The organism is Bradyrhizobium sp. UFLA03-84, assembly GCF_002289535.1.
In the GTDB taxonomy this organism is placed as follows: Bacteria; Pseudomonadota; Alphaproteobacteria; order Rhizobiales; family Xanthobacteraceae; genus Bradyrhizobium; species Bradyrhizobium viridifuturi.
The window spans coordinates 162,344-185,852 of the sequence record NZ_NSJY01000014.1 but is presented as its reverse complement, the minus strand read 5'-3'; the positions used below and the strand labels follow the sequence as shown (position 1 = coordinate 185,852).

Sequence of the window (23,509 nt, the reverse complement as noted above, 5' to 3'; positions counted from 1 at the left end):
GTCTTCATGCGCTAGGGTCTTCATGTGCCCAATCTTCGCGATCATCACGGGTGCCGTGGCGCGATCCGATGATCGCCGCGTCGACCGCTACCAGTCGTCGTAGAGCCACTCCCTTGGCGGCATGCGAGGCGGCGCCCTCGCGTAGGGCGGCTCATATGTCCGCTGGGGCTTGCGCGGGGCTGGAGCCGGCTGCGTCGGAGGCGCTGCTGTCGTCTTCGGCTCGGAAACCTTCGCCAGCGCCCGTTTCAATTCCTCCTGGCTTGCCTTCAGCTCCTCGATGGCTTTGGAGCTCTCGCGGGCCGTCTGTTGCTGCTCCGCCTTGAGCTGTTCGATGTTTCGCTGCACGTTCGCGAGATCGCGCGCGATGGTTTGCAGAAGTTCGGATTGATCGGGAAGCGCTGCAGCAGCTGGCGGCGCAGTATCCTGCGTCGCTTTCGGCGCGGCGTCCTGCGTTGCGGTCGAAGGCGGCGCCGGCGCGGGCGCCGGTTGCGGTGGTGCGGGCTCCGCCGCCGCAACTTGAACGGCAGTCGCAGCGGGCTGCGCGGGAAGCGGCGGGTCTTTCGGCGGCAATGATGGCGCGGAGGCGAGCTGCGGCACCCAGCGGGCGACAACCAGCTTGGCTCTCGCACCATACGACGACTGCGAAGCCAGGACGGCGACGATGACACACGCCGCCATCGACAAGGCGGCAAGGGCCCGGAACGCCGGCCTTCCGGACGACGGTTGCGGGCCGGGTTCGAGCGCAGCAGGTCCGGACGAAGCACCAGGACCGGACGAAGCAGCAGGCCCGACCGCGGGCGGGACAGGTTCAGCCGACGGAGGTGGCGGCGGCGACGGAGGCGGCGACGCCGCGTCGCGCTCCAGCTTGGCAAGCTGCTCGCTCAGCCGCGTGAGCTCTTCATCAGCGCGGACGATCTGCTTATGGGCTTCCGCCAGCCGCTCATCGGCGCTGGCGGCCGGGCCTGCACCAGGTTCACCTGGATTCGGAGTGGATGCGGAGTTCATTGGCCTGTCCCTCTTCCGTCCAATGTCATCCAAGACTGCCGTCTCGGCTATCCATCAGGTTGATCAGCGCCCAGCCTCCCGTTCAGTCTTGTCCAAGCAACGCCATGATAGCGTGCTTGACGTCTCGTGATAAGCAGGATCGCGCCGTTGCGGTGATGATGACTGTTGCCCGTTCGACACGACCGGCAACTGTGCGAAACGCATCAATCCCTCGCTGCAAATTAACTTCGTTTTATCAGAATTTCCAATTGCGAGACCGCGGGTGCCGCGCACACGCGGGATTCCCTGCGCCCTGTACGAAGACGAACTGCGCAAGACTTTCGGTGTCGTCCTCGCGCAAGCCAGGACGACGGCTTGATTGGCACAATGATGCTCTTGCGAGTGAGTTGCGATTACGCATCGCAAACGACGGCTGACACTTGATGTTCACGGACTCCCTGCTACACCGCCGCCCATGACCTCTTCAAACACCAGCACATCCTCGACCAAGACATCCGTCGCCGCGATCTCGATCCTCGCCAGCGGCAGCATGGCCGTCGCGAAATTCGTCGTCGGCATGGCCATCGGATCGCTGGCGCTGATATCAGAGGCGCTGCACTCGTCGATCGACCTGGTCGCCACCATCATCACCTGGGCGGTGGTGCGGGTGTCGGATCAGCCGGCCGACGCCGAGCATCATTACGGCCATGGTAAGTTCGAGAGCGTCTCGGCGCTTGGCGTCATCGCCATGCTCTATGTGCTGGCCGGCGGCATCCTGGTGCAGGCCTACAGCCATTTGCGCGAGGGCGCGCCGCCGCCGTCGATCTCGGCCATTCCCTTCATCGTTCTCCTCCTCGATATCGGCGTCAATCTGTGGCGCGCCCGCGCGCTGCATCGCGCCGCGCGCGACACCAAGAGCCAGGCGCTGGCCGCCGATGCGCTGCATTTCGCTTCCGACGTGATGGGCTCGACCGCGGTCATCGTCGGCTTGGTGCTGGCGGGCCTGGGCTTCTGGTGGGGCGACGCCGCGGCGGCGATCGCGGTCGCCGTGATGATCGCCCTGCTCGGCCTGCGCATGGCGCGGGAGACGGTCGAGACCCTGCTCGACCGCGCGCCCGAAGGCGCGCTGGAAAAGGCCACCGCCGCCATCAAGGCCGTGCCGGGCGTGGTCGACGTCGACCGCCTGCGGGTCCGCATGGTCGGCGCGACGCATTTCATCGACGCCATCGCCAAAGTGCCGCGGACCTACCCGATCGACCGCGTCGAGGACATCAAGCGCCGGGCGCAGGAGGCGATGAGCAAGACGTTCGGCGATGCCGACCTCACCTTCACCGCGGTTCCGGTGGCGCGCGACAATGAGAGCGTGCGCGAGCGCATCATGGTGATCGCGCGCAATTCAGGCCTCGCCATCCACCATGTCACCGTCCACGACATCGACGGCAAGCTGATCGTCGGCATCGACCTCGAGGTCGACAGCAACATGGCACTGGAGGCCGCGCACGACATCGCCCACGAGCTCGAGCGCGCGATCCGCGAGGACTTCGGCGAGGACGTCGAAGTCGATACCCATATCGAGCCGCTCGAACCGGAACTGCCGTGGGGAACCGACGCCGCGCCCGACCGGGTCGAGGCCATCAAGACCGCGCTGACCGGATTTGCCGATGGCGGCGCGATCCATGACATCCACAATGTGCGGGTCCGCAACACCGATGCCGGCGAGATCGTGAACTTCCATTGCCGCGCCGAGCCTTCGATGAGTGTGATCAAGGTGCACGAAAGCGTCGACGAGATCGAACGCAAACTGCGCCGCGCGTTCCCGACCGTGAAGCGTGTGATCAGTCACGCAGAACCGGCGCGCGCGTAATTCTACGGAGCCGTTCTCCTTTCGGACTCACTTTGAGTAACCCGATTCTGTTTTTGACAAGAATTATTTCGCATTAACGAATCGTTGACTCTCGACAGTCCCGGAAATCTGGATTCAAATGATCATGATTCGGATGCATCGTGGGGAGCATCCGATCCGGGTAAAAATCAGCTTAGAGCGGGGGTCTAAGGCATGGCGCGCGCGCATGCAGCGAACGCGTGCGTCCAATCCGATTCGATCAAGGGATTGGCGCAATCGATCGCAAAACCGGCCTATCACAGGCTCTTGACGGCCGAGCCTGCACTGCGCCGCGCTGTACCTACGCTCATCATCGCCTTCCTCATCACGATTTGCCTCGGCGCCTTCGTCCAGGTGATCGACCAGAACCGGCAGAAGCGCGGCGCGATGAAGCGCGATCTTGCCGCGCTCTCCGACATTCTCGCCGAACGTCTCGATCGCCTGACCTCGGTGCGGCGCGAGCGGCTCGCCAATATCGAGAAGCTGCAGGAGCTGCTGCCGGACCTGATCCCGTCCTGGGGCATCGCCTACGGCCGTCACGTCATCATCACCAGCGCCGATCACCGCGTGCTGGCGCGCGTGCCGATCGACGGTAGCGGCGAGACCGACCGCGTCCTCGACATCGTCTCCACCGCGCAGCTCATGATCGCGCCGGGCCAGCAGGGCGCGGTCAACGACATGACGCTGCCGAACGGCACCAACGCGCTGGCGATCTCGCAACTCATCAAGTCGCTGCCCGGCCAGGTCGTCGTCATCCAAGAGATGAACGAGCCGATCTGGGGATCGGACGCCGCGCTCTCGGTGACGCTGTCGGCGACCACGAGCTTCGTGGTGCTGATCCTCGGCTTCGCCTTCCACTGGCAATCGACCCGCGCCCGCGAGGGCGACCTGATCAACGACGCCGTGCGCGGCCGGATCGACACCGCGCTCAACCGCGGCCGCTGCGGCTTGTGGGACTGGGACCTGTCGCGCGGCCGGATCTTCTGGTCGCAGTCGATGTTCACCCTGCTCGGCCTCGACAGCCGCAACGACCTCCTCACCTTCGGCGAGGTCAACGCGCTGGTGAACTCAGACGACATCAACCTGTTCGACATCGCCGACCAGCTGATCTCGAACAAGATCGACCACATCGACCAGAGCTTTCGTATGCGCCATGTCGGCGGCCACTGGATCTGGCTGCGCGTGCGCTGCGAGCTCAGCCACGCCGCGGCCGACGGCGGCCTGCATCTGATCGGCATCGCGGTCGACATCACCGAGCAGAAGAGCCTCGCCGAGAAGTCGGTGGAAGCCGACCTCCGCCTGCGCGACGCGATCGAGACCATTCCGGAGGCCTTCGTGCTTTGGGATGCCGATGACCGCCTCGTGCTCTGCAACTCGCACTTCCAGCGCCTGCACAAGCTGCCCGACAGCGCCGTCAGCCCCGGCACCTCCTACGAGACCGTGATCGAGGTCGGCAGCATGCCCGAAGTGCGCACCCGCCTGCAAGAGAGCGGCGTGCCGGCGCCGGGCGCCCGCACCTTCGAGGCTCAGCTCGACGACGGCAGCTGGCTGCACATCAGCGAGCGCCGCACCAAGGACGGCGGCTACGTCTCCGTCGGCACCGACATCACCCGCATCAAGGCGCACGAGCAGAAGCTGGTCGACAACGATCTCCGCCTGCGCGCCAGCGTGATCGACCTGCAGCGCTCGCAGTCCGAGCTTGAACGGCAGGCGGTCGAGCTCGCCGACCTCGCCGAGAAGTACTCGCAGGAAAAGACCCGCGCCGAGGACGCCAACGCCGCAAAGTCGAAATTCCTCGCCAATATGAGCCATGAGCTGCGCACGCCGCTCAACGCCATCATCGGCTTCTCCGAGATCATGGGCTCTGGCCTGTTCGGCACGCTCGGCTCGGACAAGTACGAAGAGTACTGCCACGACATCCTGACCTCGGGGAAATACCTGCTCGAGGTCATCAACGACATTCTCGACATGTCGAAGATCGAGGCCGGCCGCATGAAGTTCGACATGGAGCCGCTCGACCTCTCCGGCATCCTCGCCGAGTCGCTGCGGGTGGTTTCCGGCCGCGCCGAGAACAAGGGCCTGTCGCTGGAGTCGGATATCGAAAGCACGATCTCGGTCGTCGCCGACCGCCGCTCGGTCAAGCAGATCATCGTCAACCTGCTCTCCAACGCCGTGAAATTCACGCCGGACAACGGCCGCGTGCTGGTGCGCGGCCAGATGCTGGACGACTCGATCGTGCTGCTGATCGCCGACAGCGGCATCGGCATCGCGCCGGACTCGCTGCGGCGGCTCGGCAAGCCGTTCGAGCAGGTCGAGAGCCAGCTCACCAAGAGCTACCAGGGCTCGGGCCTCGGACTTGCGATCGCGCGCTCGCTGACCAACCTGCACGGCGGCTCGATGAAGCTGCGCTCCAAGCTCGGCGTCGGCACCGTGGTCCGCGTCACCCTGCCGCGCGATCCGCGCGCGCTGCTGACCAGGCTTCCGGAAGCGGCCTAGCCCCCACGCGACTTCGCGAGCACCCCTTCCAGCAACGCGGGATCGCCGAGGACAGCCAGTGTCTCGCGCGGCGTGAGATGGCGGGCCGCCTCATCGAAGCTGTCGCTGGCCTCGATGCGCGCGCGGGCCACCGCAAGATGAAGGTCGATCTCGCCCGGGCCACCGCGCCGCGCCGGCGGCAGCGACGACAGATGACGTTGCAGCAGGCCGGTATCCTGCCGCAGCGCCGCGAGCGCCGGGGCCGACGCGTGGGCCGGCGCCGCCGCCAATTCGTTGGCACGGACCAGCACGCTGGGCGGTCCGCTTTCCTCCGGCGTCACGAACAGCGCGCGCATCGCGGGCTTGGCGGTCCAGGCCCCGATCGGGATCGCAAACAAGAGACCTGATATCACCGGCGACATCCAGAGCAGCAGCGGCAACGACACCGCGTACGCGCTGATCGCCATCGCGACACCGCAAACGGTAGGAATCCCATACTTCCGATACAGCTCCCGCCGCTCGACCTCGCCATCGTCGCGGCGTTGCGTCTGCCAGCCCGCATCTCGCCCGAGCAGGATCTCGACGACGGCGATCGACTGGAACACCATCATGACCGGCGCGATCATCGCCGAGATCAGCACCTCGGCGAGGACGCCTGCAAGCGTGCGGAAGCCGCCGCCGAATTGCCGGCGCACGTCCCGCCTCGTCAGCAGCAGGATGAAGCCGAGCAGCTTGGGCACGATCAGCAGCGCCATGGTGAGACCGAACACCCAGGCGGCGAGCACCGGGTCCTGCGCCGGCCAGTTCGGGAACAGCGAGAAGCCCTTCGGAAAATACTCCGGGCGAATAAAGCGCGCCTGCAACGAGATCAGGATTCCGAGCAGCAGGAACGACAGCCACATCGGCGCGGTGATGTAGGAGCCGATCCCGGCCATGAAATGCAGCCGCGAGATCCAGTGCAGCCGGCGCGTGGTCAGCACGGCGAGATGCTGCAGATTGCCCTGGCACCAGCGCCGGTCGCGCGCGGCGAAATCCAACAGCGACGGCGGAACCTCCTCGAAGCTGCCGCCGAGCGTCGGCGCCATGTAGATGCCCCAGCCGGCGCGCCGCATCAGCGCCGCCTCGACGAAATCGTGGCTCAGGATATGACCGCCGAACGGCTTGGGTCCGGATAATTCAGGCAGGCCGGCCTGCTCCGCGAATGCCTGGATCCTGATGATGGCATTGTGCCCCCAATAATTGCCCTCGGAGCCGTGCCACCATGCCACGCCGGCCGCGACCATCGGTCCGTAGAGCCGGCCGGCGAATTGCTGCAGGCGGCTGAACAGGCTGCGCGCATTGACGATGACCGGCAGCGTCTGCAGCAGCGCCGCCTGCGGATTGGTCTCCATGGCATGAGCCATCCGCACCATGGTGTCGCCCGACATCAGGCTGTCGGCGTCGAGCACGATCATGAACTGATAGGCGCCGCCAAACCGCGTGATCCACTCGCCGAGATTGCCGGCCTTCCGCGCCGTATTATCTGCGCGATGCCGGTAGTAGAGCCTGCCTCCGCAGGCATCGCTGAGCGCGAGAAACGCCCGTTCCTCAGCGATCCAGATGTCGGGATCTCGCGTGTCGCTCAGCACGAACCAGTCGAAGCTTCCGCCCTGCCCGGTCGCTTCGATGGACTCGTAGATGGCGCGCAGGCGCGCCATCAGTTGATGCGGATTCTCGTTGTAGGTCGGAAGCAGCACCGCGGTCCGGCTCGCAAGCTGCGGCAACGGACCATCATCGCGGATCGGCAGCGCGTTGCCCTTGCGCCGAAGCAGCACGAAGAAGCCGGCCAGCCCCGATGCGAACGAGAACGCGATCCAGGCGAGCAGTGCGACGAACAGCGCCAGCACCATCCATTCCATGATCGTCACGCCGCCGACCTGGACCACCATGTACATTTCGTAGGCGCCCGCACCGGTCAGCGCGACGGTCATTATCAGGATGAACGCGCGGCGCATCAACATGCCCGCTCCGACCGACACCGGCCTGCTCACCGCGCGCGGCGGCTGGCCGAGATCGGCCGCCGCCATCGCGAGCGGGCTCTCTTGTGGAAGGAAACCTTCGGCCGCTGGTGCGACGTCGGGACGAGGCGACGTGACTATGGCGCCCATCGATAGACCCAGATCTCCGAGAGCGGCTTGTCATCCTGCGCCAGGTGGGCGCGCAGCTCGATCGGATCCTTCTTGACGGCACACTGGAAGCTGAGCCGCCATCCGCCCGTATTCGGATTCGGCTGCGTGACGATGTTGGTGATCTCGGCCTTCTCGGCTGTCACGACGCCCTTGATGGTGGCGGGATCGATCCCCTTCAGATTGTCGCCGAACAGGTCGAGCACGAACAGCTTGCTGCCCTCGCCATGCCCGCCGATGCCGGTGCGGGTGAAGCGCGCCAGCGAATGCGGCTTCGGCGCGTCCGGGCCCCAGTGCAGACGATAGGTGAGATTGGTCTCGCTCTTGGCCTTGAGCGGCGCCTTCGGCCGCCAGAACGCGGCGATGTTGTCGTGAATCTCTTCCTTGGTCGGAATCTCGATCAGGATCACCGCGCCCTCGCCCCAGTCGCCGATCGGCTCGACCCACAGGCTCGGGCGCTTCTCGAAGCTCGATTCGATGTCCTGATAGGCGAAGAAATTCTTCTCCCGCTGCATCAGTCCGAAGCCGTGCGGATTGATGTCCTGGAACGTGCTGATCTGGAGATCGCGCGGATTGCTCAGCGGACGCCACAGGCTCTCGCCCCTGCCGTTATAGATCGCAAGCCCGTCGGAATCGTGCACGGATGGCCTGAAATCATCGACCTCGTTGCGATCGTTCGGCCCGAAGAAGAACATGCTCGTCATCGGTGCGACGCCGGCATGTTCGAGATCGGCGCGCGGATAGAGCGAGGCCTCGACATCGAACACGGTCGTCTTCCCCGGTCTGATCGTGAAACGATAGCTCGCCGCGCAGCTCTTGCTGTCGAGCAACGCATGAATGACCAGCGAGGTCGCGTTGGGCACCGGACGCTCGAGCCAGAACGCCTTGAAGAACGGAAACTCCTCGCCCTTCGCCTCACCGGTATCGATCGACAGGCCGCGCGCCGACAGGCCGTAGGTTTCACCCTTGGCGACCGCGCGGAAATAGCTTGCGCCGAGGAAGACGCAGACCTCGTCGTAATAGTCCGGCTTGTTGATCGGCGCGTGGATACGAAATCCGGCAAAGCCGAGATCGGTCTCGGTGAACGCGGGCACGGCCTCGCCGAAGGAAAACATATCCTTGCTGTATTTGACTTCGCTGACCTTGCCGTCGGCGACCTCGAAGATACTGACCTTGTTCTTGTAGAAGAAACCACGGTGAAAGAACTGCGCCTCGAACGGCAGCTTCGCGCCGCGCCACAGCGCGCGCTCCGGCACGAAGCGGATCGAGCGGTACTGATCGTAATTCAGGTCCGTCAAGCCGTTCGGCAGCTTCTCGTCCGGCGCCTCGAATGACTTGCTCGCGAGATTGCGGGCGAGCTCCTTCACCATCGACGGATCGAAGGCTGCGTCCGACGTGTTCCCGGCGGCTACGGCCTCTCGCTGCGGCAACAGCAATAGTGTCGGCAACACGGCCGATCCATGGAGTAACTGGCGACGATTCAAGGCGGCTCCTGCTGGCTGATCGGGACGCCGCAATGAAACCGTTCAATCGTCCGTGAGTTCCACTATTGCTGCGTGAAGCAGAAGATTGCGTTCAGCGCCCGGCCCGGCGCGCCGCAGCGGGAACCGTCGTGAAAGAGCCGCGGAGAATGCCCGCGCGCTACGCTGGCTCCAGCGTCGGCGCGACCTCGCGCGCGACCTGCACCAGGGCTGCGATCAAGGGCGTCATCGGATCGCGCTGCGGGATCACGAGGCCGATGCTGTAGTCCACGACGGGATCGACGATCGGTATGCTGCGCACGGCGTCGGCAAGGCCGAGCGTCTCGGCGAGCTTGGCCGGCATCACGCTGGCCCAGCGCCCGGTCTTCACATGGGTGTAGAGCACGAGCAGTGAATTCGACGTCAGCGTCGGCGTCGCCTCCGCGCCAACCGAGGTCAGCGCACGGTCGATGATGCGGCGGTTCTGCATGTCGGGCGTGAGCAGGCACAGCGGCACGGTGCCGACCTCCTTCCACGTCACCTGCTTGCGGTCGCCGAACATCGCATCGGGCGCCGTCAGCAGCCGGTAGCTCTCGTTGTAGAGCGGGATGGTGCGGACCTTGCCGATCGGCTCGTTCTCGATATAGGTCAGCCCGGCGTCGACCTCGAGATTCTCGAGCAGTCCGAGCACGTCGGCCGACGTGCAGGACTGGATGCGGAAGCGCACATCGGGATGGCGCGCCCGGAACGGCGTGGTCAGCGAGGCGACCATGCCGAGCGCGGTCGGGATCGCCGCGATCCGTATCTCGCCGGACAGCTTGTCCTTGAGGCTGTTGATCTCCTGCTTCATCGCGCGCGCGTCGCCGACGATGCGCCGGGCCCAGTCCAGCGTCCGCTCACCCTCCGGCGTGAAGCCCTGGAAGCGCGATCCGCGCTGCACCAGCATGACGCCGAGGATCTCCTCGAGCTGCTTGAGGCTGGTCGACATGGTCGGCTGGGTGACGCCGCAGGCCTCCGCAGCCCGGCCGAAATGCCGCTCCTTGGCCAGCGCCAGCAGAAGTTCCAGCTTGTCGATCAAGGTTCAAACCCCCTCGGAAAACGGCGTCCCAAAATGGCAGCCCACGCGTCCATAGGTAGCACGATCCGGGTGCGATTCCGAAATCCAAAGCGCCCCCGAAGTGCGTGATTCCAGACCATTATTGCGATCCTAAATCGTCCTATCGCACAACGCTATTAATCGCGTTTCGCAATCGCCGCATGAGACAGCTTTATTGATGTTTCGAACGATTCCAACTCTGATGCGCGCAGCAAAAAATGGATCGTGAGAAGCGCGGATGACGGTGGGATACGAACCTTGGGACAGAGCGCGCGGCGCTGAAATCATCGCCGAACATGCCGGGCGTGAAGGCGCCACGCTGGTGATCCTGCACGCGCTGCAGGAGGCCTTCGGCTATGTGCCGGAGCCTGCGATCCCGATGGTCGCGGAGGCGCTCAATTTGTCCCGCGCCGAGGTGCACGGCGTGTTCACCTTCTACCACGACTTCCGCAAGCAACCTGCCGGGCGCCACGTCCTTAAGCTGTGCCGCGCCGAGGCCTGCCAGGCCGCCGGCGGCGACAGACTTGCGGCGCGCGCCGAGGCCAAGCTCGGCGTCGCCCTGGGGAATACCACGGCGGACGAGCGCGTGACGCTGGAGCCGATCTACTGCCTCGGGCTGTGCGCCACCGCGCCGTCGGCGATGCTGGACGGCCGCGTGGTCGGCCGGCTCGACGAAGCGCGGATCGACGCGCTGGTCGCGGAGGCACAGCGATGACGATGCGGATCTTCATTCCCCGCGATGCCGGCGCGGTCGCCGTCGGCGCCGACGATGTCGCCCTCGCCTTCGCGCAGGCCGCAGCCGCGCGTGGTGCAGCAATCGAGATTGTCAGGACCGGTTCGCGCGGGCTGTACTGGCTGGAGCCGATGGTCGAACTGACGACTGCGCAGGGCCGCGTCGCATTCGGCCCGGTGACGGCGGCCGACGTTCCGTCCCTGCTCGACGCGATGGCCGGCAACGGCCAGCATGCGCTGCGGCTTGGTGTCACGGACGAGATCGCCTGGCTGAAGCGCCAGACCCGCCTCACCTTCGCCCGCTGCGGCGTGATCGATCCGCGCTCGGTCGACGACTACCGCGCCCATGGCGGCTACAAGGGCCTGGACCGGGCGCTGACGCTGACCTCGGACCAGATCCTTGCCGACGTCACGACGTCGGGCCTACGCGGCCGCGGCGGCGCCGGCTTCCCGACCGGCATCAAATGGAAGACGGTGGCGCAGGCCAGCGCCGACCGCAAATACATCGTCTGCAACGCAGACGAAGGCGACAGCGGCACCTTTGCCGACCGCATGATCATGGAAGGCGACCCCTTCGTCGTGATCGAAGGCATGACGATCGCGGGCATCACGGTCGGCGCCACCAAAGGCTACATCTACATCCGCTCGGAATATCCGCACGCGGTCGCGGCGATGAACGCGGCGATCGCCGGCGCACGTCGCGCCGGCCTGCTCGGCAAGCGGATCGGCGGCTCCGCGCATGAGTTTGATCTCGAGGTGCGGGTCGGCGCCGGCGCCTATGTCTGCGGCGAGGAGACTTCGCTCTTGGAGAGCCTCGAGGGCCGCCGCGGCATCGTCCGCGCCAAGCCGCCGCTGCCCGCGCACAAGGGCCTGTTCGGCCGCCCGAGCGTGATCAACAACGTGCTGTCGTTCGCGGCGATCCCCTTCATCCTCGACAACGGCGCCAAGGCCTACGCCGATTTCGGCATGGGCCGCTCGCGCGGCACGATGCCGATCCAGCTCGCCGGCAATATCAAATACGGCGGGCTGTTCGAGACCGCGTTCGGCGTCACGCTCGGCGAGCTCGTCGACGAGATCGGCGGCGGCACCCTCACCGGACGCGAGGTGCGCGCGGTTCAGGTCGGCGGACCCCTCGGGGCCTATTTCCCGCGCGCGCTGTTCGACACGCCGTTCGACTATGAGGCGTTCGCGGCGCGCGACGGCCTGATCGGCCATGGCGGCGTGGTTGTGTTCGACGACACCGTCGACATGGTCAAGCAGGCACGCTTCGCGATGGAGTTCTGCGCCATCGAATCCTGCGGCAAATGCACGCCGTGCCGGATCGGCTCGACCCGCGGCGTCGAAACCATCAACAAGATCATCAATGGCGAGCGCGTGGCGGAAAATCTCGCGGTGATCGAAGACCTCTGCAACACCATGAAGTTCGGCTCGCTCTGCGCGCTCGGCGGCTTCACGCCCTACCCCGTGATGAGCGCACTGAAACACTTCCGGGAAGATTTCGGCGGAGATCTAAGTCCCGCACCGGCCCGGCTGCAGGCCGCGGAATAGCAAGGAAATCACGATGTCGCTGATCCAGGAAACCGATTTCGGCACGCCCAAATCCAAATCCGAGGCGATGGTCACGCTGACCATCGACGGCAATCAGATCACCGTGCCCGAGGGCACCTCGATCATGCGCGCGGCGATGGAAGCCGGCACCCAGATCCCAAAGCTCTGTGCGACCGACATGGTCGACGCCTTCGGTTCCTGCCGGCTCTGCCTCGTCGAGATCGAGGGCCGCGCCGGCACGCCGGCCTCCTGCACCACACCGGTCATGCCCGGCCTCGTGGTGCACACCCAGAGCGACCGGCTGAAGAAGCTGCGCAAGGGCGTGATGGAGCTCTACATCTCCGACCATCCGCTGGACTGCCTGACCTGCGCCGCGAACGGCGACTGCGAGTTGCAGGACATGGCGGGCGCGGTCGGCCTGCGCGACGTGCGTTACGGCTATGAGGGCGAGAACCATGTGTTCGCCAAATCGCACGGCTGCGAAAACGACAACTGGATGCCGAAGGACGAATCCAATCCGTACTTCACCTACGATCCCTCGAAGTGCATCGTCTGCTCGCGCTGCGTCCGCGCCTGTGAGGAGGTGCAAGGCACCTTCGCGCTGACGATCTCCGGCCGCGGCTTCGACAGCCGCGTCTCGCCCGGCATGAACGAAAGCTTCCTTGGCTCCGAATGCGTGTCCTGCGGCGCCTGCGTGCAGGCCTGCCCGACCGCGACGCTGACCGAGAAATCCGTGATCGAGATCGGCCAGCCCGAGCATTCGGTCGTCACCACCTGCGCCTATTGCGGCGTCGGCTGCGCCTTCAAGGCCGAGATGCGCGGCGAGGAAGTGGTGCGCATGGTGCCGTGGAAGGACGGCAAGGCCAATCGCGGCCATTCCTGCGTCAAGGGCCGCTTCGCCTGGGGCTACACCACCCACAAGGAGCGCATCCTGAAGCCGATGATCCGCGAACGGATCGAGGATCCCTGGCAGGAGGTGTCGTGGGACGAGGCGATGAATTTCGCCGCCGCGAAGTTCAAGGGCATCCAGCAGAAATACGGCCGCGACGCGGTCGGCGGCATCACCTCGTCGCGCTGCACCAACGAAGAGACCTACCTGGTGCAGAAGCTGATCCGCGCCGGCTTCGGCAACAACAATGTCGACACCTGCGCCCGCGTCTGCCACTCGCCGACCGGCTACGGCCTGTCGCAGACCTACGGCACCTCGGCCGGCACCCAGGATTTCGACTCGGTGGAGGACACCGACGTCGTGCTGGTCATCGGCGCCAATCCGGCCTCGGCCCATCCGGTGTTCGCCTCGCGGCTGAAGAAGCGGCTGCGCCAGGGCGCGAAGCTGATCGTGATCGATCCGCGCCGAACCGAGATGGTGGAAGCGCCGCATGTGAAGGCGCTGCATCTGCCGCTGATGCCCGGCACCAACGTCGCGGTGCTGACGGCACTCGCCCATGTCATCGTCACCGAAGGGCTCGCCGACGAGGCCTTCGTGCGCGAACGCTGCGACTGGAGCGAGTTCGAGGACTGGGCCGCCTTCGTCGCGCAAGACAAGCACAGCCCTGAAGCCACCGCGATCATGACCGGCGTCGACCCGAAGGATCTGCGCGAGGCGGCGCGGATCTATGCCACCGGCGGCAACGGCGCGATCTATTACGGGCTCGGCGTCACCGAGCACAGCCAGGGCTCCACCACCGTGATCGCGATCGCCAACCTCGCGATGGCCACCGGCAATATCGGCCGGCCCGGCGTCGGCGTGAACCCGTTGCGCGGCCAGAACAACGTGCAGGGCTCCTGCGACATGGGCTCGTTCCCGCACGAGCTGCCGGGCTACCGGCATATCGCGGGCGATGCGGTGCGCGAACAGTTCGAGGCGATGTGGAACGTCAAGCTCAACAACGAGCCCGGCCTGCGCATCCCCAACATGTTCGATGCCGCGATCGAGGGCTCCTTCATGGGGCTCTACGTGCAGGGGGAGGACATCCTGCAGTCCGACCCGAACACCAAGCACGTGGTGGCGGCGCTGTCGGCGATGGAATGCATCATCGTCCACGACCTGTTCCTGAACGAGACCGCGAACTACGCCCACGTGTTCCTGCCCGGCTCGACCTTCCTCGAGAAAGACGGTACCTTCACCAATGCCGAGCGCCGCATCCAGCGCGTCCGCAAGGTGATGACGCCGCTCAACGGCTATGCCGACTGGGAAGTGACGATCATGCTTGGCAAGGCGATGGGCTTTACGATGAACTACTCTCATCCGTCCGAGATCATGGACGAGATCGCCGCGTTGACGCCGACCTTCGCCGGCGTCTCCTACGCCAAGCTCGACGAGCTCGGCTCGGTGCAGTGGCCGTGCAACGAGAAGGCGCCGGAAGGCACGCCGGTGATGCATATCGGCGGCTTCGTGCGCGGCAGGGGCAAGTTCATCCTCACCGAATATATCGCGACCGACGAACGCACCGGCCCGCGCTATCCGCTGCTGCTCACGACGGGGCGTATCCTCAGCCAGTACAATGTCGGCGCACAGACCCGCCGCACCGAGAACGTGGTGTGGCACGCCGAGGACCGGCTCGAGATCCATCCGCACGACGCCGAGCAGCGCGGCGTGCGCGACGGCGACTGGGTGCGGCTGGCAAGCCGCGCCGGCGAGACCACGCTGCGCGCTGAAATCACCGACCGCGTGGCGCCGGGCGTGGTCTACACCACGTTCCATCATCCGGACACCCAGGCCAACGTCATCACGACCGACTTCTCGGACTGGGCGACCAACTGTCCGGAGTACAAGGTCACCGCCGTGCAGATCTCGCCGTCGAACGGTCCGTCCGACTGGCAGAAGGCCTACGACGAACAGGCACGCAACTCCCGCCGCATCGCGCCTGTCGTGGAAGCCGCGGAGTAGCGATGCGCGAGCCGGTCCACAAGGCGATCCGGAAGGTCTGGCGCGACGGCGTCTTCAGCGACGGCGCGCGCCTGATCCCGGAGGAGACGCCGCTCGCGCTGACCTATAATGGCGGCACCTATGCCGTGATGATGGGCTCGCCCGAGGATCTCGGCGACTTCGCCGTTGGATTCAGCCTGAGCGAAGGCATCGTGCAATCGGCCGAGGAGATCGAGACCCTCGACATCGTCGAGCTCGACGACGGCATCGAGCTGCGGATGTGGCTGAAGCCTGACAAGGCTGAGCGGATCGCCGAGCGGCGCCGCAACATCGCCGGCCCCACCGGCTGCGGCCTGTGTGGCCTCGATTCGATCAGCGAGGCGGTGCGACCGGCCGCGGTGGTGCCGGCGGACCGCGTGTTCTTGCCGCGCGAAATCATGGCCGCGGTGGCAGCGGTGGCGCCGCTGCAGGAGATCAACCACCAGACCCGCGCCGTGCACGCCGCCGCGTTCTGGACCGCGGCGCGCGGCATCGTCGCACTGCGCGAGGATGTCGGCCGCCACAACGCGGTCGACAAGCTCGCCGGCGCGCTGGCCCGCGACAAGGTCGTCGCGAGCGATGGCATCGTGCTGCTGACCAGCCGCGTCTCGGTCGAGATGGTGCAGAAAACCGCCGCGATCGGCGCGCCTCTGATTGCTGCCGTGTCGGCGCCGACAGCGCTCGCGGTGCGGATGGCGGATGCCGCCGGCATCACGCTCGCCGCGATCGCCCGCGCCGATGGATTTGAGATCTTTACCCATCCGGAACGCGTCACAGGCGCGGTGCCCGGCAAGGAGTCCGCCTATGTCGTCGTCGCCTGACAAACTGGTCTATATGGCGAACCAGATCGGAAAGTTCTTCCACAGCCAGGGGAACGAGCGCGCCGTGCAGGGTATCTCCGAGCACATCTGGAAGTTCTGGGACCCGCGGATGCGCAAGCAGATCTTCGCCCACCTCGATGCCGGCGGCGCCGGCCTCGAGCCTGATGTGCTCGACGCGCTGCTCAAGTTGAGGCAGCAGGCTTAGCGAATAGCGCGCGCGGCCTTCCCTCACCGTCACCCCCGCGCAAAGGCTCCGCCTTTGCGCTGGAGGAGGCTGCGACGCGGCCGTCTCGAAGGGTCGACGGCCCGGCTGGTGGCCGTGCATCCTTCGAGGCTCGCCCAGCGGCGCAATTGCGCCGCAAGGCTCGCACCAGCGACAAAGGCAAAGCCTTTGCGCGGGATGACGGGATTCAGGTCGGGGACTATCGCTAACCCACAATCGTGTTGAACACGCGGCGCACTTCGCTCTGGGTCTCGCGCAGGCGCGCCTCCAGCGCGGAGAAATCCGGCGCATCGCCGGCACGCGCCATGACGCGCCGCAGGTCTTCGCCCGCCGTCTCCGGATTGAACTTGCCGCTCACGCACAGCCGCAGGATCTGCGTCAGATCGTGATAAAGCCGTGCTGCCGAGCGCAGGATCTCGGCTTCGGACTGGCCGAGCAGGCCGAGCTTGGCAGCATTGTCGAGCACTTGGAGCGTCGAGACGCTGAGAATCTCCGGCTTCGCTGAAGCATGCGCGAGCTGGAGATATTGCGCGATGAAATCGATGTCGACGAGCCCGCCGGCGGCGAGCTTGAGGTCCCAGACATCGTCCTCGCCCTTCTCCAGCGCGATGGCGCGCCGCATGTCGGCAACGTCGGCCGCGGTCGACGCCGCATCGCGCGGCCGGGTCAGCACGCCGCGGATGATCGCCTCGATCCTCTGGCGGAATTCCGCCGACGACGAGATCACACGCGCGCGCGTCAGCGCCATGTGCTCCCAGGTCCAGGCCTCGCGCTCCTGATAGTCGGCGAACGCATCGATCCGTGAGGCGACCGGGCCGGCGCGGCCGGACGGGCGCAGCCGCATGTCGACCTCGTAGAGCACGCCGTAATTGGTCCGGGTCGTGAAGGCGCTGATCAGGCGCTGGGTGAAACGGGCAAAGTACTGCGCGCCGTGCAGCGAGCGCTCGCCGTCGGAATCCGGCGCCTCGCTGTCGAAATCGTAGAGCGTGATCAGATCGAGGTCGGAGGACGCCGTCATCTCGCGGCTGCCGAGCCGGCCCATCGCGATGATCGCGGTCTCCTGCCCCTTGATCCGGCCATATTGCGCGGCGAACTGGTCGGTGACGAGGCCGTGCACGGTGTGCACGATGCCCTCGGCGACGTCGGCAAAGGCGGTGCTGGCATGCTGCGCCGACACCGTGCCGGACAGGATCCGCGTGCCGATCAGGAACAGGCTCTCCTGGCCGAACAATCTCAGACGATCGAGGAAATCCTCGTAGGACGACGCATCCTGCAGCGTGGTCGCGAGCCGCGCGGACAGCTCCTTCTTGTCCGGCATCGCGCCGAAGAAGCGCGGATCGACCAGGCCGTCCATGATCTGCGGCTGCCGCGCCAGCATGTCGCCGAGCCGCGGCGCCGCGCCGAGGATCAAGGCGACCAGCGCCACGAAATCGCGGTTCTGGCTCAGCAGCGAGATCAGCCGTCCGCCCCGCTGCAGCGCGCCGAGGAAACGGTCGAATGCCGCCACCGCATCGTCCGGCTCCTCGGCATGGGCGAGGCCGTCGATCAGGCCGGGAATGAATTCGAGGAACGCCGCCCGCGTCGCCTCGACGCGCAGCGCGCGATAGTCGCCCGCGATCCATTGCTGCACGGTGCCGGCCACCGCGACGGGCTTCTTGAAGCCGAGTTGGGCGAGATGTTCGATCAGGCGGCCATCTTCGGGCCCGGCGCCATAGTCGACATCCGGCAGCTTCGCGGTGCCGGTCGGATCGTCGCCCTCGAACAGCTTGCTGTAGTGGTTCTGCACGATCTTGAGCTGACCGAGCAAGTCCTTGGCAAAGGCCTCGCGGTTCTCGTAGCCGAAGAAATGCGCGAAACGCTCGACATCCTCCGGCGCTTCCGGCAGCGAATGGGTTTGCTCGTCGGCGATCATCTGAAGCCGGTGCTCGACCCGGCGCAGGAATTCGTAGGCCGTCGTGAGCTCGTCGCGCGCCTCGAAGGTGATCCAGTTGCTGTTGGCGAGCACGTTGAGCGCCTCCAGCGTCGGCCGCACCCGCAGCTCGGGATGGCGGCCGCCGGCGATCAGCTGCTGGGTCTGGGCGAAGAACTCGATCTCGCGGATACCGCCGCGGCCGACCTTGACGTTGTGGCCCTCGACCGAGATCTCGCTCTGGCCGCGGTAGGTCTGCATCTGCCGCTTCATGTCGTGGACGTCGGCGAGCGCGGCAAAATCCAGATGCTTGCGCCAGACGAACGGCGCGAGCTCGCCGATCAGCGCCTCGCCGGCCCTGGGATCGCCGGCGCAGGGCCGCGCCTTGATCATCGCGGCGCGCTCCCAGGTCCGTCCCTCGCGCTCGTAATAGTGCAAGGCCGCGTCGGTCGAGATCGCGACCTGGGTCGAGGCCGGGTCCGGGCGCAGCCTGAGATCGACCCGGAACACATAGCCCTCGCCCGAGCGTTGCTGCAGCATCCGCGCCATCGCCTGGGTAACGCGCACGAAGAACGGCTGCGGCTCGATGTCCTCGGCGAGCGAGGTCGCCGTGCGATCGAAGAACACGATCAGGTCGATGTCGCTGGAATAGTTCAGCTCGCCCGCGCCCATCTTGCCCATCGCAAGCACGATCAGGCCCGAGCCGACTTCCGGATGCTCGGGATCGACGGCGGTCATCCGGCCGCGGGCGACTTCCTGCCGGAACAAATATCGAAGCGCCGACTGCACCGAATTCACCGCGATGTCGGTCAGCGCCGCCGTTACCCGCATCACCGGCCAGACGCCGCCGATGTCGCACAGCGCGATCATCAGCGCGGCCTCCGCCTTCATGCGGCGAAGCAGCACCATCACGTCGGCCTCGCTGCCGGCGGCGAGCACGTCGCGCGAGGTGGTCTCGATCAGGCCAGCCAGATGCGACTCCGGGTCGCATGACAGGATCCGGATCAGCCTCCCGGCATCGGCGCGCGCGAGCTCGAACAGATAGGGCGAGAACTCGGCGATGCCGCGCAGGATGTCCCGTGCGAACGGCTGCTCGAGCAAGGCTGCAAGCGCGGCCGATTGCGCCGGCTCGAGCTCGGCGAACCAGTCAGTCAGGCGCTGATCGGCGGATTCGGGCGCGGCGACACGCGGTCCATCCGCGAACCGCGCGGCCAGACAGTGTCGATCCGCGTTTCCCGGCGCGGCGGCATTCATGCCGCCTTCTGTGGCACATCCTGCGTTTGAGCCGCAAGCCTGTCACTGCCGCCCGCCCGCGCCGGCAGCACCAGGGTGGCCACCAGCCCGGGATGGGCATCGCCGAGCCTGAGCTCGCCGCCATGGAGCGTGGCGACCGCCGAAGCCAGGCTGAGGCCGAGACCGGAACCGGGTAAGGTGCGGCTCGCCTCGAGTCGGACGAAGCGCTCCACCGCGTGCTTGCGATCGCCCTCGGGGATGCCCGGGCCGTGGTCGGTGACGCTGAGCAGGACTTGGTCGCCCTCGCGCCGCGCCTCGATCAGGATCTCCCGTGCATCCGCCTTCATCGGCTCCACGCCGGCGTCGGGCTTGCCATATTTGATGGCGTTCTCGACCAGGTTGGCGACCGCCTGGCTGATCAATTCGCGGTTGCCGTGAACAGGCGAAGGCGCGGTCTTCACCTGCAGCGTCATGCCGTCGTCCTCGGCCAGTGGCTCGTACAATTCGTGGATACCGTTGGCGACGTCGGCCCCGTCGAAATCGTCCATGTTGCCGCGCGCCTGGCCGGACTCGGCGCGTGCGATCATCAGCAGCGCGTTGAAGGTGCGGATCAGCCCGTCGGATTCCTCGATCGTCCGCTCCAGCGCCGCGCGATAGTCGGCCTCGCTGCCCGACCGCGCCAGCGCCTCCTCGGCGCGGTTGCGCAGCCGCGTCAGCGGTGTCTTGAGGTCGTGGGCGATGTTGTCGGAGACCTCCTTCAGCCCCGTCATCAGCGCCTCGATGCGTTCCAGCATGGCGTTGAGATTTTCCGCGAGGCGGTCGAGCTCGTCGCCGCTGCGGCCGACCGGCAGCCGGCCGGACAGATCGCCCGCCATGATGCGCCTCGTGGTGCCGGTCATGGCGTCGATCCGGTGCAGCACGCGGCGGGCGACGAAGATGCCGCCGCCGATGCCGAGCACGACCACGACGAGGATCGACCATTGCGCGGCCTTGGCGACGATGCCGAACAACCGCCGCCGCTCCTCGAGGTCACGCCCGACCAGGAGGCGGAAGCCGTTGTCCATCTCGGCGACCCGCACCAGCGCGCGGTGATCGGTCTTGTCCTGGTCGTCGATCCGGCGATAGGCGGTCTCGCTCCAGCCCTGGACGCTCATCACGCCCGGCGCCAGCGAGCCGACATTGCCGGCCAGCGCCTGCCCGTTCGGCGCGGTCAGAAGATAGAGGTTAGCGCCCGGCCGCAGCGCGCGATTGCCCATGGTGGTCAGCAGGCCGTGCAGGCCGCGGCGGTTATAGATGGATGTGATCTCGCCGATCTCGACGTTGACGGTCGTCGTGATCTGCTCGGTGATCAGCCGCCGCGTATTCCAGGCGAAGTAAGCCAGCAGCGAGGCGGCAAACAGCGCGAACAGGAACAGATAGACCAGCGTCAGCCGAAACGCCGTGGTCCGGATCAGTTTACCGAATGCCGTCACGGATCATATACCCCGCGCCGCGGATGGTATGCAGCAGCGGCCGCTCAAAACCCTTGTCGATCTTGGAGCGCAGCCGCGAGATGTGCACGTCGATGACGTTGGTCTGCGGATCGAAATGATAGTCCCAGACATTCTCGAGCAGCATCGTGCGCGTCACCACCTGGCCCGCATGCTTCATCAGATATTCGAGCAGGCGGAATTCGCGCGGCTGCAGGGTCAGCTCATCCTTGCCGCGGGCGACGCGATGCGACAGCCGATCGAGCTCGAGATCGCCGACCTTGTAGGTGGTCTCCTCGGCCGGCCCGACATTGCGCCGCGACAGCACCTCGACGCGCGCAAGCAACTCGGCGAAGGAATAGGGTTTCGGCAGGTAGTCGTCGCCGCCAGCGCGCAGGCCCTTGATGCGGTCATCGACCTGGCCGAGCGCCGAGAGGATCAAGACCGGCGTCCGGTTGCCCTTGTCGCGCAGGCTGCCGATCAGCGACAGGCCGTCACGCTTCGGCAGCATGCGATCCACAACCAGCACGTCGTAATCGCCGGTTTCGGCCATCGACAGGCCTTCCTCGCCGTCGGAAGCGAGATCGGCGATGTAGCCGACTTCACGGAATGCCTTGACCAGATAGTCGGCTGACTCGCGGTCGTCTTCGATGATCAGGATGCGCATTTGCGGAGCAGTTGCGGTCACGGGAATGGGCCCTCTGTCAGCATGGCGCGGCCGGCCTGCACATGCAAGACGACCGCGCATATTCCGGAACTCTTGTGGGCGCATGATCTGACCGGAAAACCGGTATCCACTTTTCCGAATCATGCGCGGGAAAAAGTGGGCGGTGAAGCTGGGGGACTCCACCGCCCTGAGACCTTCCGACGGAGGGGGGCATATTCCATCGAAAGGCAACATAGGGAGCGAGCAAGGGGCCCGCCCCCCGGAACGCGCCGTCGGCGGGGGCGACTAATGCCGGCGACGCGTTCCAACTCATAGATAGTTATCCCTTGGCCAGCGGCACTGCCACGAAGCGCGACGAACCGCCGCTCTTCACGCGCATGAGAACGCTGTTCTTGTTGTCATTGCGCGCCGCGGTGATCGCATCACGCACCTCACCGGCGGTGCCGACGGACTTACCGGCGACCTCGAGGATCACGTCGCCTTCCTTGAAGCCCCGCTCAGCGGCAGCACTCTTGGGATCGACTTCGGTCACGACCACGCCTTCCTTGCCGGCGCCGGCCACGCTGTTGGCGGGAGCTACGGTGAGGCCGAGCTTCGGCACGTCGGTGCCACGGGACGAGTTGCCCTTGTCGCCGTCGTTGTTGGTGTCAGCCTTGGCTTCGAGGCTGTTCGGCAACTGGCCGAGCGTCAGGTTGACGGTCTTGTCCTGCCCCTTGTGCAGCACGTTCAGCTTCACGGCATTGCCGGGCGCGAGGCCGCCGATGGTGCGGGCGAGTTCGCGCGCATCCTTCACCGGCTCGCCATTGACGGCGGTGATGACGTCGCCGGACTCGATGCCGGCCTTGGCCGCGGGGCCGTTGGCCTGCGGTTCGGCAACCAGCGCGCCTTCGGCCTTCTTCATGCCGAGGCTGTCGGCGATGTCTGATGTCACCGGCTGAATCTGGACACCGATCCAGCCGCGGCTGACCGAACCCTTGTCCTTCAGCTGGGCGACGACGCTCTTGACGGTCTGGGCCGGGATCGAGAACGCGATGCCGACGCTGCCGCCGGACGGCGAGTAGATCGCGGTGTTGACGCCCATCACCTCGCCGGACACGTCGAACGCCGGGCCACCCGAATTGCCCTTGTTCACGGGCGCATCGATCTGGATGAAGTCGTCATACGGACCATTGCCGATGTCACGGCCGGAGGCCGAGACGATGCCCGCGGTCACGGTGCCGCCGAGGCCGAACGGATTGCCGACCGCCAGCACCCAGTCGCCGATGCGCGGCTTGCTGTCGGAGAGCTTGGCAAACTGGAAGTTGGAGCCGCCCTCGACCTTGATCAGCGCGAGGTCGGTGCGCGGATCGGTGCCGATCACCTTGGCGGAATAGGTCTTGCCGTCATCGGTCGTGACTTCGACCTTGTCGGCGCCGTCGACGACGTGATTGTTGGTCACGGCAAAGCCGTCAGCCGAGATGAAGAAGCCGGAGCCCTGGCCCGTCACCACGCCACCGCCACGCGGTCCACCGCGCAGCCCGGGGGGCAAGCCATCCGGACCGCCGAAGCGGCGGAAGAAGCGCTCCATCGGCGAACCCGGCTGGAACGGCGAATCGTCATTGTTGCCGTCATCCTTCGCGACCTTCTCGCGAATGTTGACCTTGACCGAGATCACCGACGGCTTCACGCGCTCGACGATGTCGGCAAATCCGACCGGCTGCTGGACCTTCTTGACCTCGTTATTGACCTGCGCATGCGCAGGCGTGGTGAACAGGTCGGCCGGGTTGTGGGTCGGGCTGAGGCCATAGGTGGCGGCACCGAGGCCGGCCACGACCGAGGCCATCAGCGCGAGTTTGCGGGCAGAGAACAGCGAGCGCCTCGGCGCCTTGTAGGACGGAAGGGACGAGAGGTCGGGACGGTCGGTCATGTGTTGAAATCTCCAAGGCCAGAATCACCGG

The 23,509-nt window shown here is 66.1% G+C and carries 15 protein-coding genes; 7 read left to right on the top strand and 8 right to left on the bottom strand.

What is annotated here, in order from left to right:
- Positions 1 to 87: 87 nt before the first annotated feature.
- On the bottom strand, positions 88 to 1,005 hold the full coding sequence (locus CK489_RS40910) for a hypothetical protein (RefSeq protein WP_128089624.1): 918 nt from the start codon (positions 1,003 to 1,005) through the stop codon (positions 88 to 90).
- A gap of 454 nt (positions 1,006 to 1,459) precedes the next feature.
- On the opposite strand from CK489_RS40910, the gene CK489_RS22530 reads away from it, so the two are divergent.
- Together CK489_RS22530 and CK489_RS22525 are read left to right on the top strand one after the other, a co-directional pair.
- Positions 1,460 to 2,848, top strand: a complete 1,389-nt coding sequence (locus tag CK489_RS22530; protein WP_095733851.1) for a cation-efflux pump — start codon at positions 1,460 to 1,462, stop codon at positions 2,846 to 2,848.
- Positions 2,849 to 3,040: 192 nt separating this feature from the next.
- Positions 3,041 to 5,362 (top strand): sensor histidine kinase, encoded by a 2,322-nt coding sequence (locus CK489_RS22525; RefSeq protein ID WP_095733850.1) that lies wholly within the window; start codon positions 3,041 to 3,043, stop codon positions 5,360 to 5,362.
- Here the strand turns inward: CK489_RS22525 and mdoH are convergent.
- The 3 genes from mdoH to CK489_RS22510 form a co-directional block, all read right to left on the bottom strand.
- Positions 5,359 to 7,488, bottom strand: a complete 2,130-nt coding sequence (gene mdoH / locus CK489_RS22520; RefSeq protein WP_095733849.1) for a glucans biosynthesis glucosyltransferase MdoH — start codon at positions 7,486 to 7,488, stop codon at positions 5,359 to 5,361. The genes CK489_RS22525 and mdoH overlap by 4 nt on opposite strands.
- Complete coding sequence (locus CK489_RS22515) at positions 7,476 to 8,990, bottom strand: glucan biosynthesis protein G (RefSeq protein ID WP_198960997.1); 1,515 nt, start codon at positions 8,988 to 8,990, stop codon at positions 7,476 to 7,478. Before CK489_RS22515 ends, mdoH begins: the two co-directional genes overlap by 13 nt.
- Before the next feature lie 157 nt (positions 8,991 to 9,147).
- Positions 9,148 to 10,044 carry a LysR family transcriptional regulator gene (locus CK489_RS22510; RefSeq protein ID WP_050423962.1) on the bottom strand — a complete coding sequence of 299 codons (897 nt, stop codon included), beginning with the start codon at positions 10,042 to 10,044 and terminating at the stop codon, positions 9,148 to 9,150.
- A gap of 256 nt (positions 10,045 to 10,300) precedes the next feature.
- On the opposite strand from CK489_RS22510, the gene CK489_RS22505 reads away from it, so the two are divergent.
- Genes CK489_RS22505 through CK489_RS22485 form a run of 5 tightly spaced genes read left to right on the top strand, consistent with a single transcriptional unit; the run spans position 10,301 to position 16,276 of the window.
- Positions 10,301 to 10,777: a formate dehydrogenase subunit gamma gene (locus CK489_RS22505; protein ID WP_095733847.1), complete on the top strand. Its 477-nt coding sequence runs from the start codon at positions 10,301 to 10,303 to the stop codon at positions 10,775 to 10,777.
- The gene (locus tag CK489_RS22500) at positions 10,774 to 12,342 is read left to right on the top strand and encodes a formate dehydrogenase beta subunit (protein ID WP_095733846.1); all 1,569 of its coding nucleotides are present in this window, start codon (positions 10,774 to 10,776) and stop codon (positions 12,340 to 12,342) included. The genes CK489_RS22505 and CK489_RS22500 overlap by 4 nt, the downstream gene beginning before the upstream one ends.
- Before the next feature lie 13 nt (positions 12,343 to 12,355).
- Entirely contained in the window at positions 12,356 to 15,232 is a 2,877-nt protein-coding gene (gene fdhF, locus CK489_RS22495; protein WP_095733845.1) for a formate dehydrogenase subunit alpha, read from the top strand.
- Between the two features lie 2 nt (positions 15,233 to 15,234).
- Positions 15,235 to 16,071: a formate dehydrogenase accessory sulfurtransferase FdhD gene (gene fdhD / locus CK489_RS22490; RefSeq protein WP_095733844.1), complete on the top strand. Its 837-nt coding sequence runs from the start codon at positions 15,235 to 15,237 to the stop codon at positions 16,069 to 16,071.
- Complete coding sequence (locus tag CK489_RS22485; RefSeq protein ID WP_095733843.1) at positions 16,055 to 16,276, top strand: formate dehydrogenase subunit delta; 222 nt, start codon at positions 16,055 to 16,057, stop codon at positions 16,274 to 16,276. The genes fdhD and CK489_RS22485 overlap by 17 nt, the downstream gene beginning before the upstream one ends.
- Positions 16,277 to 16,499: 223 nt before the next feature.
- Here CK489_RS22485 and CK489_RS22480 read toward each other — a convergent pair whose 3' ends face one another.
- The 4 genes from CK489_RS22480 to CK489_RS22465 all read right to left on the bottom strand — a co-directional run bounded on the left by CK489_RS22480 (position 16,500) and on the right by CK489_RS22465 (position 23,478).
- A complete protein-coding gene (locus CK489_RS22480) occupies positions 16,500 to 19,457 on the bottom strand; it encodes a bifunctional [glutamine synthetase] adenylyltransferase/[glutamine synthetase]-adenylyl-L-tyrosine phosphorylase (protein WP_095733842.1) in 2,958 nt (985 codons plus the stop codon).
- Positions 19,454 to 20,908, bottom strand: a complete 1,455-nt coding sequence (locus tag CK489_RS22475; protein WP_050630299.1) for a sensor histidine kinase — start codon at positions 20,906 to 20,908, stop codon at positions 19,454 to 19,456. The genes CK489_RS22480 and CK489_RS22475 overlap by 4 nt, the downstream gene beginning before the upstream one ends.
- Entirely contained in the window at positions 20,892 to 21,572 is a 681-nt protein-coding gene (locus CK489_RS22470; protein ID WP_029878846.1) for a response regulator transcription factor, read from the bottom strand. Before CK489_RS22470 ends, CK489_RS22475 begins: the two co-directional genes overlap by 17 nt.
- Positions 21,573 to 21,891: 319 nt before the next feature.
- The gene (locus CK489_RS22465; RefSeq protein ID WP_095733841.1) at positions 21,892 to 23,478 is read right to left on the bottom strand and encodes a Do family serine endopeptidase; all 1,587 of its coding nucleotides are present in this window, start codon (positions 23,476 to 23,478) and stop codon (positions 21,892 to 21,894) included.
- Positions 23,479 to 23,509: the final 31 nt, after the last annotated feature.

What these genes read in the sequence shown, in the direction of transcription:
- fdhD (WP_095733844.1), top strand. Translation starts at nt 15,235, where the DNA reads ATGCGCGAGCCGGTCCACAAGGCGATCCGGAAGGTCTGGCGCGACGGC.
- CK489_RS40910 (WP_128089624.1), bottom strand. Translation starts at nt 1,005, where the DNA reads ATGAACTCCGCATCCACTCCGAATCCAGGTGAACCTGGTGCAGGCCCG.
- fdhF (WP_095733845.1), top strand. Translation starts at nt 12,356, where the DNA reads ATGTCGCTGATCCAGGAAACCGATTTCGGCACGCCCAAATCCAAATCC.
- CK489_RS22505 (WP_095733847.1), top strand. Translation starts at nt 10,301, where the DNA reads ATGACGGTGGGATACGAACCTTGGGACAGAGCGCGCGGCGCTGAAATC.
- mdoH (WP_095733849.1), bottom strand. Translation starts at nt 7,488, where the DNA reads ATGGGCGCCATAGTCACGTCGCCTCGTCCCGACGTCGCACCAGCGGCC.
- CK489_RS22500 (WP_095733846.1), top strand. Translation starts at nt 10,774, where the DNA reads ATGACGATGCGGATCTTCATTCCCCGCGATGCCGGCGCGGTCGCCGTC.
- CK489_RS22480 (WP_095733842.1), bottom strand. Translation starts at nt 19,457, where the DNA reads ATGAATGCCGCCGCGCCGGGAAACGCGGATCGACACTGTCTGGCCGCG.
- CK489_RS22465 (WP_095733841.1), bottom strand. Translation starts at nt 23,478, where the DNA reads ATGACCGACCGTCCCGACCTCTCGTCCCTTCCGTCCTACAAGGCGCCG.
- CK489_RS22485 (WP_095733843.1), top strand. Translation starts at nt 16,055, where the DNA reads ATGTCGTCGTCGCCTGACAAACTGGTCTATATGGCGAACCAGATCGGA.
- CK489_RS22530 (WP_095733851.1), top strand. Translation starts at nt 1,460, where the DNA reads ATGACCTCTTCAAACACCAGCACATCCTCGACCAAGACATCCGTCGCC.
- CK489_RS22525 (WP_095733850.1), top strand. Translation starts at nt 3,041, where the DNA reads ATGGCGCGCGCGCATGCAGCGAACGCGTGCGTCCAATCCGATTCGATC.
- CK489_RS22470 (WP_029878846.1), bottom strand. Translation starts at nt 21,572, where the DNA reads ATGCGCATCCTGATCATCGAAGACGACCGCGAGTCAGCCGACTATCTG.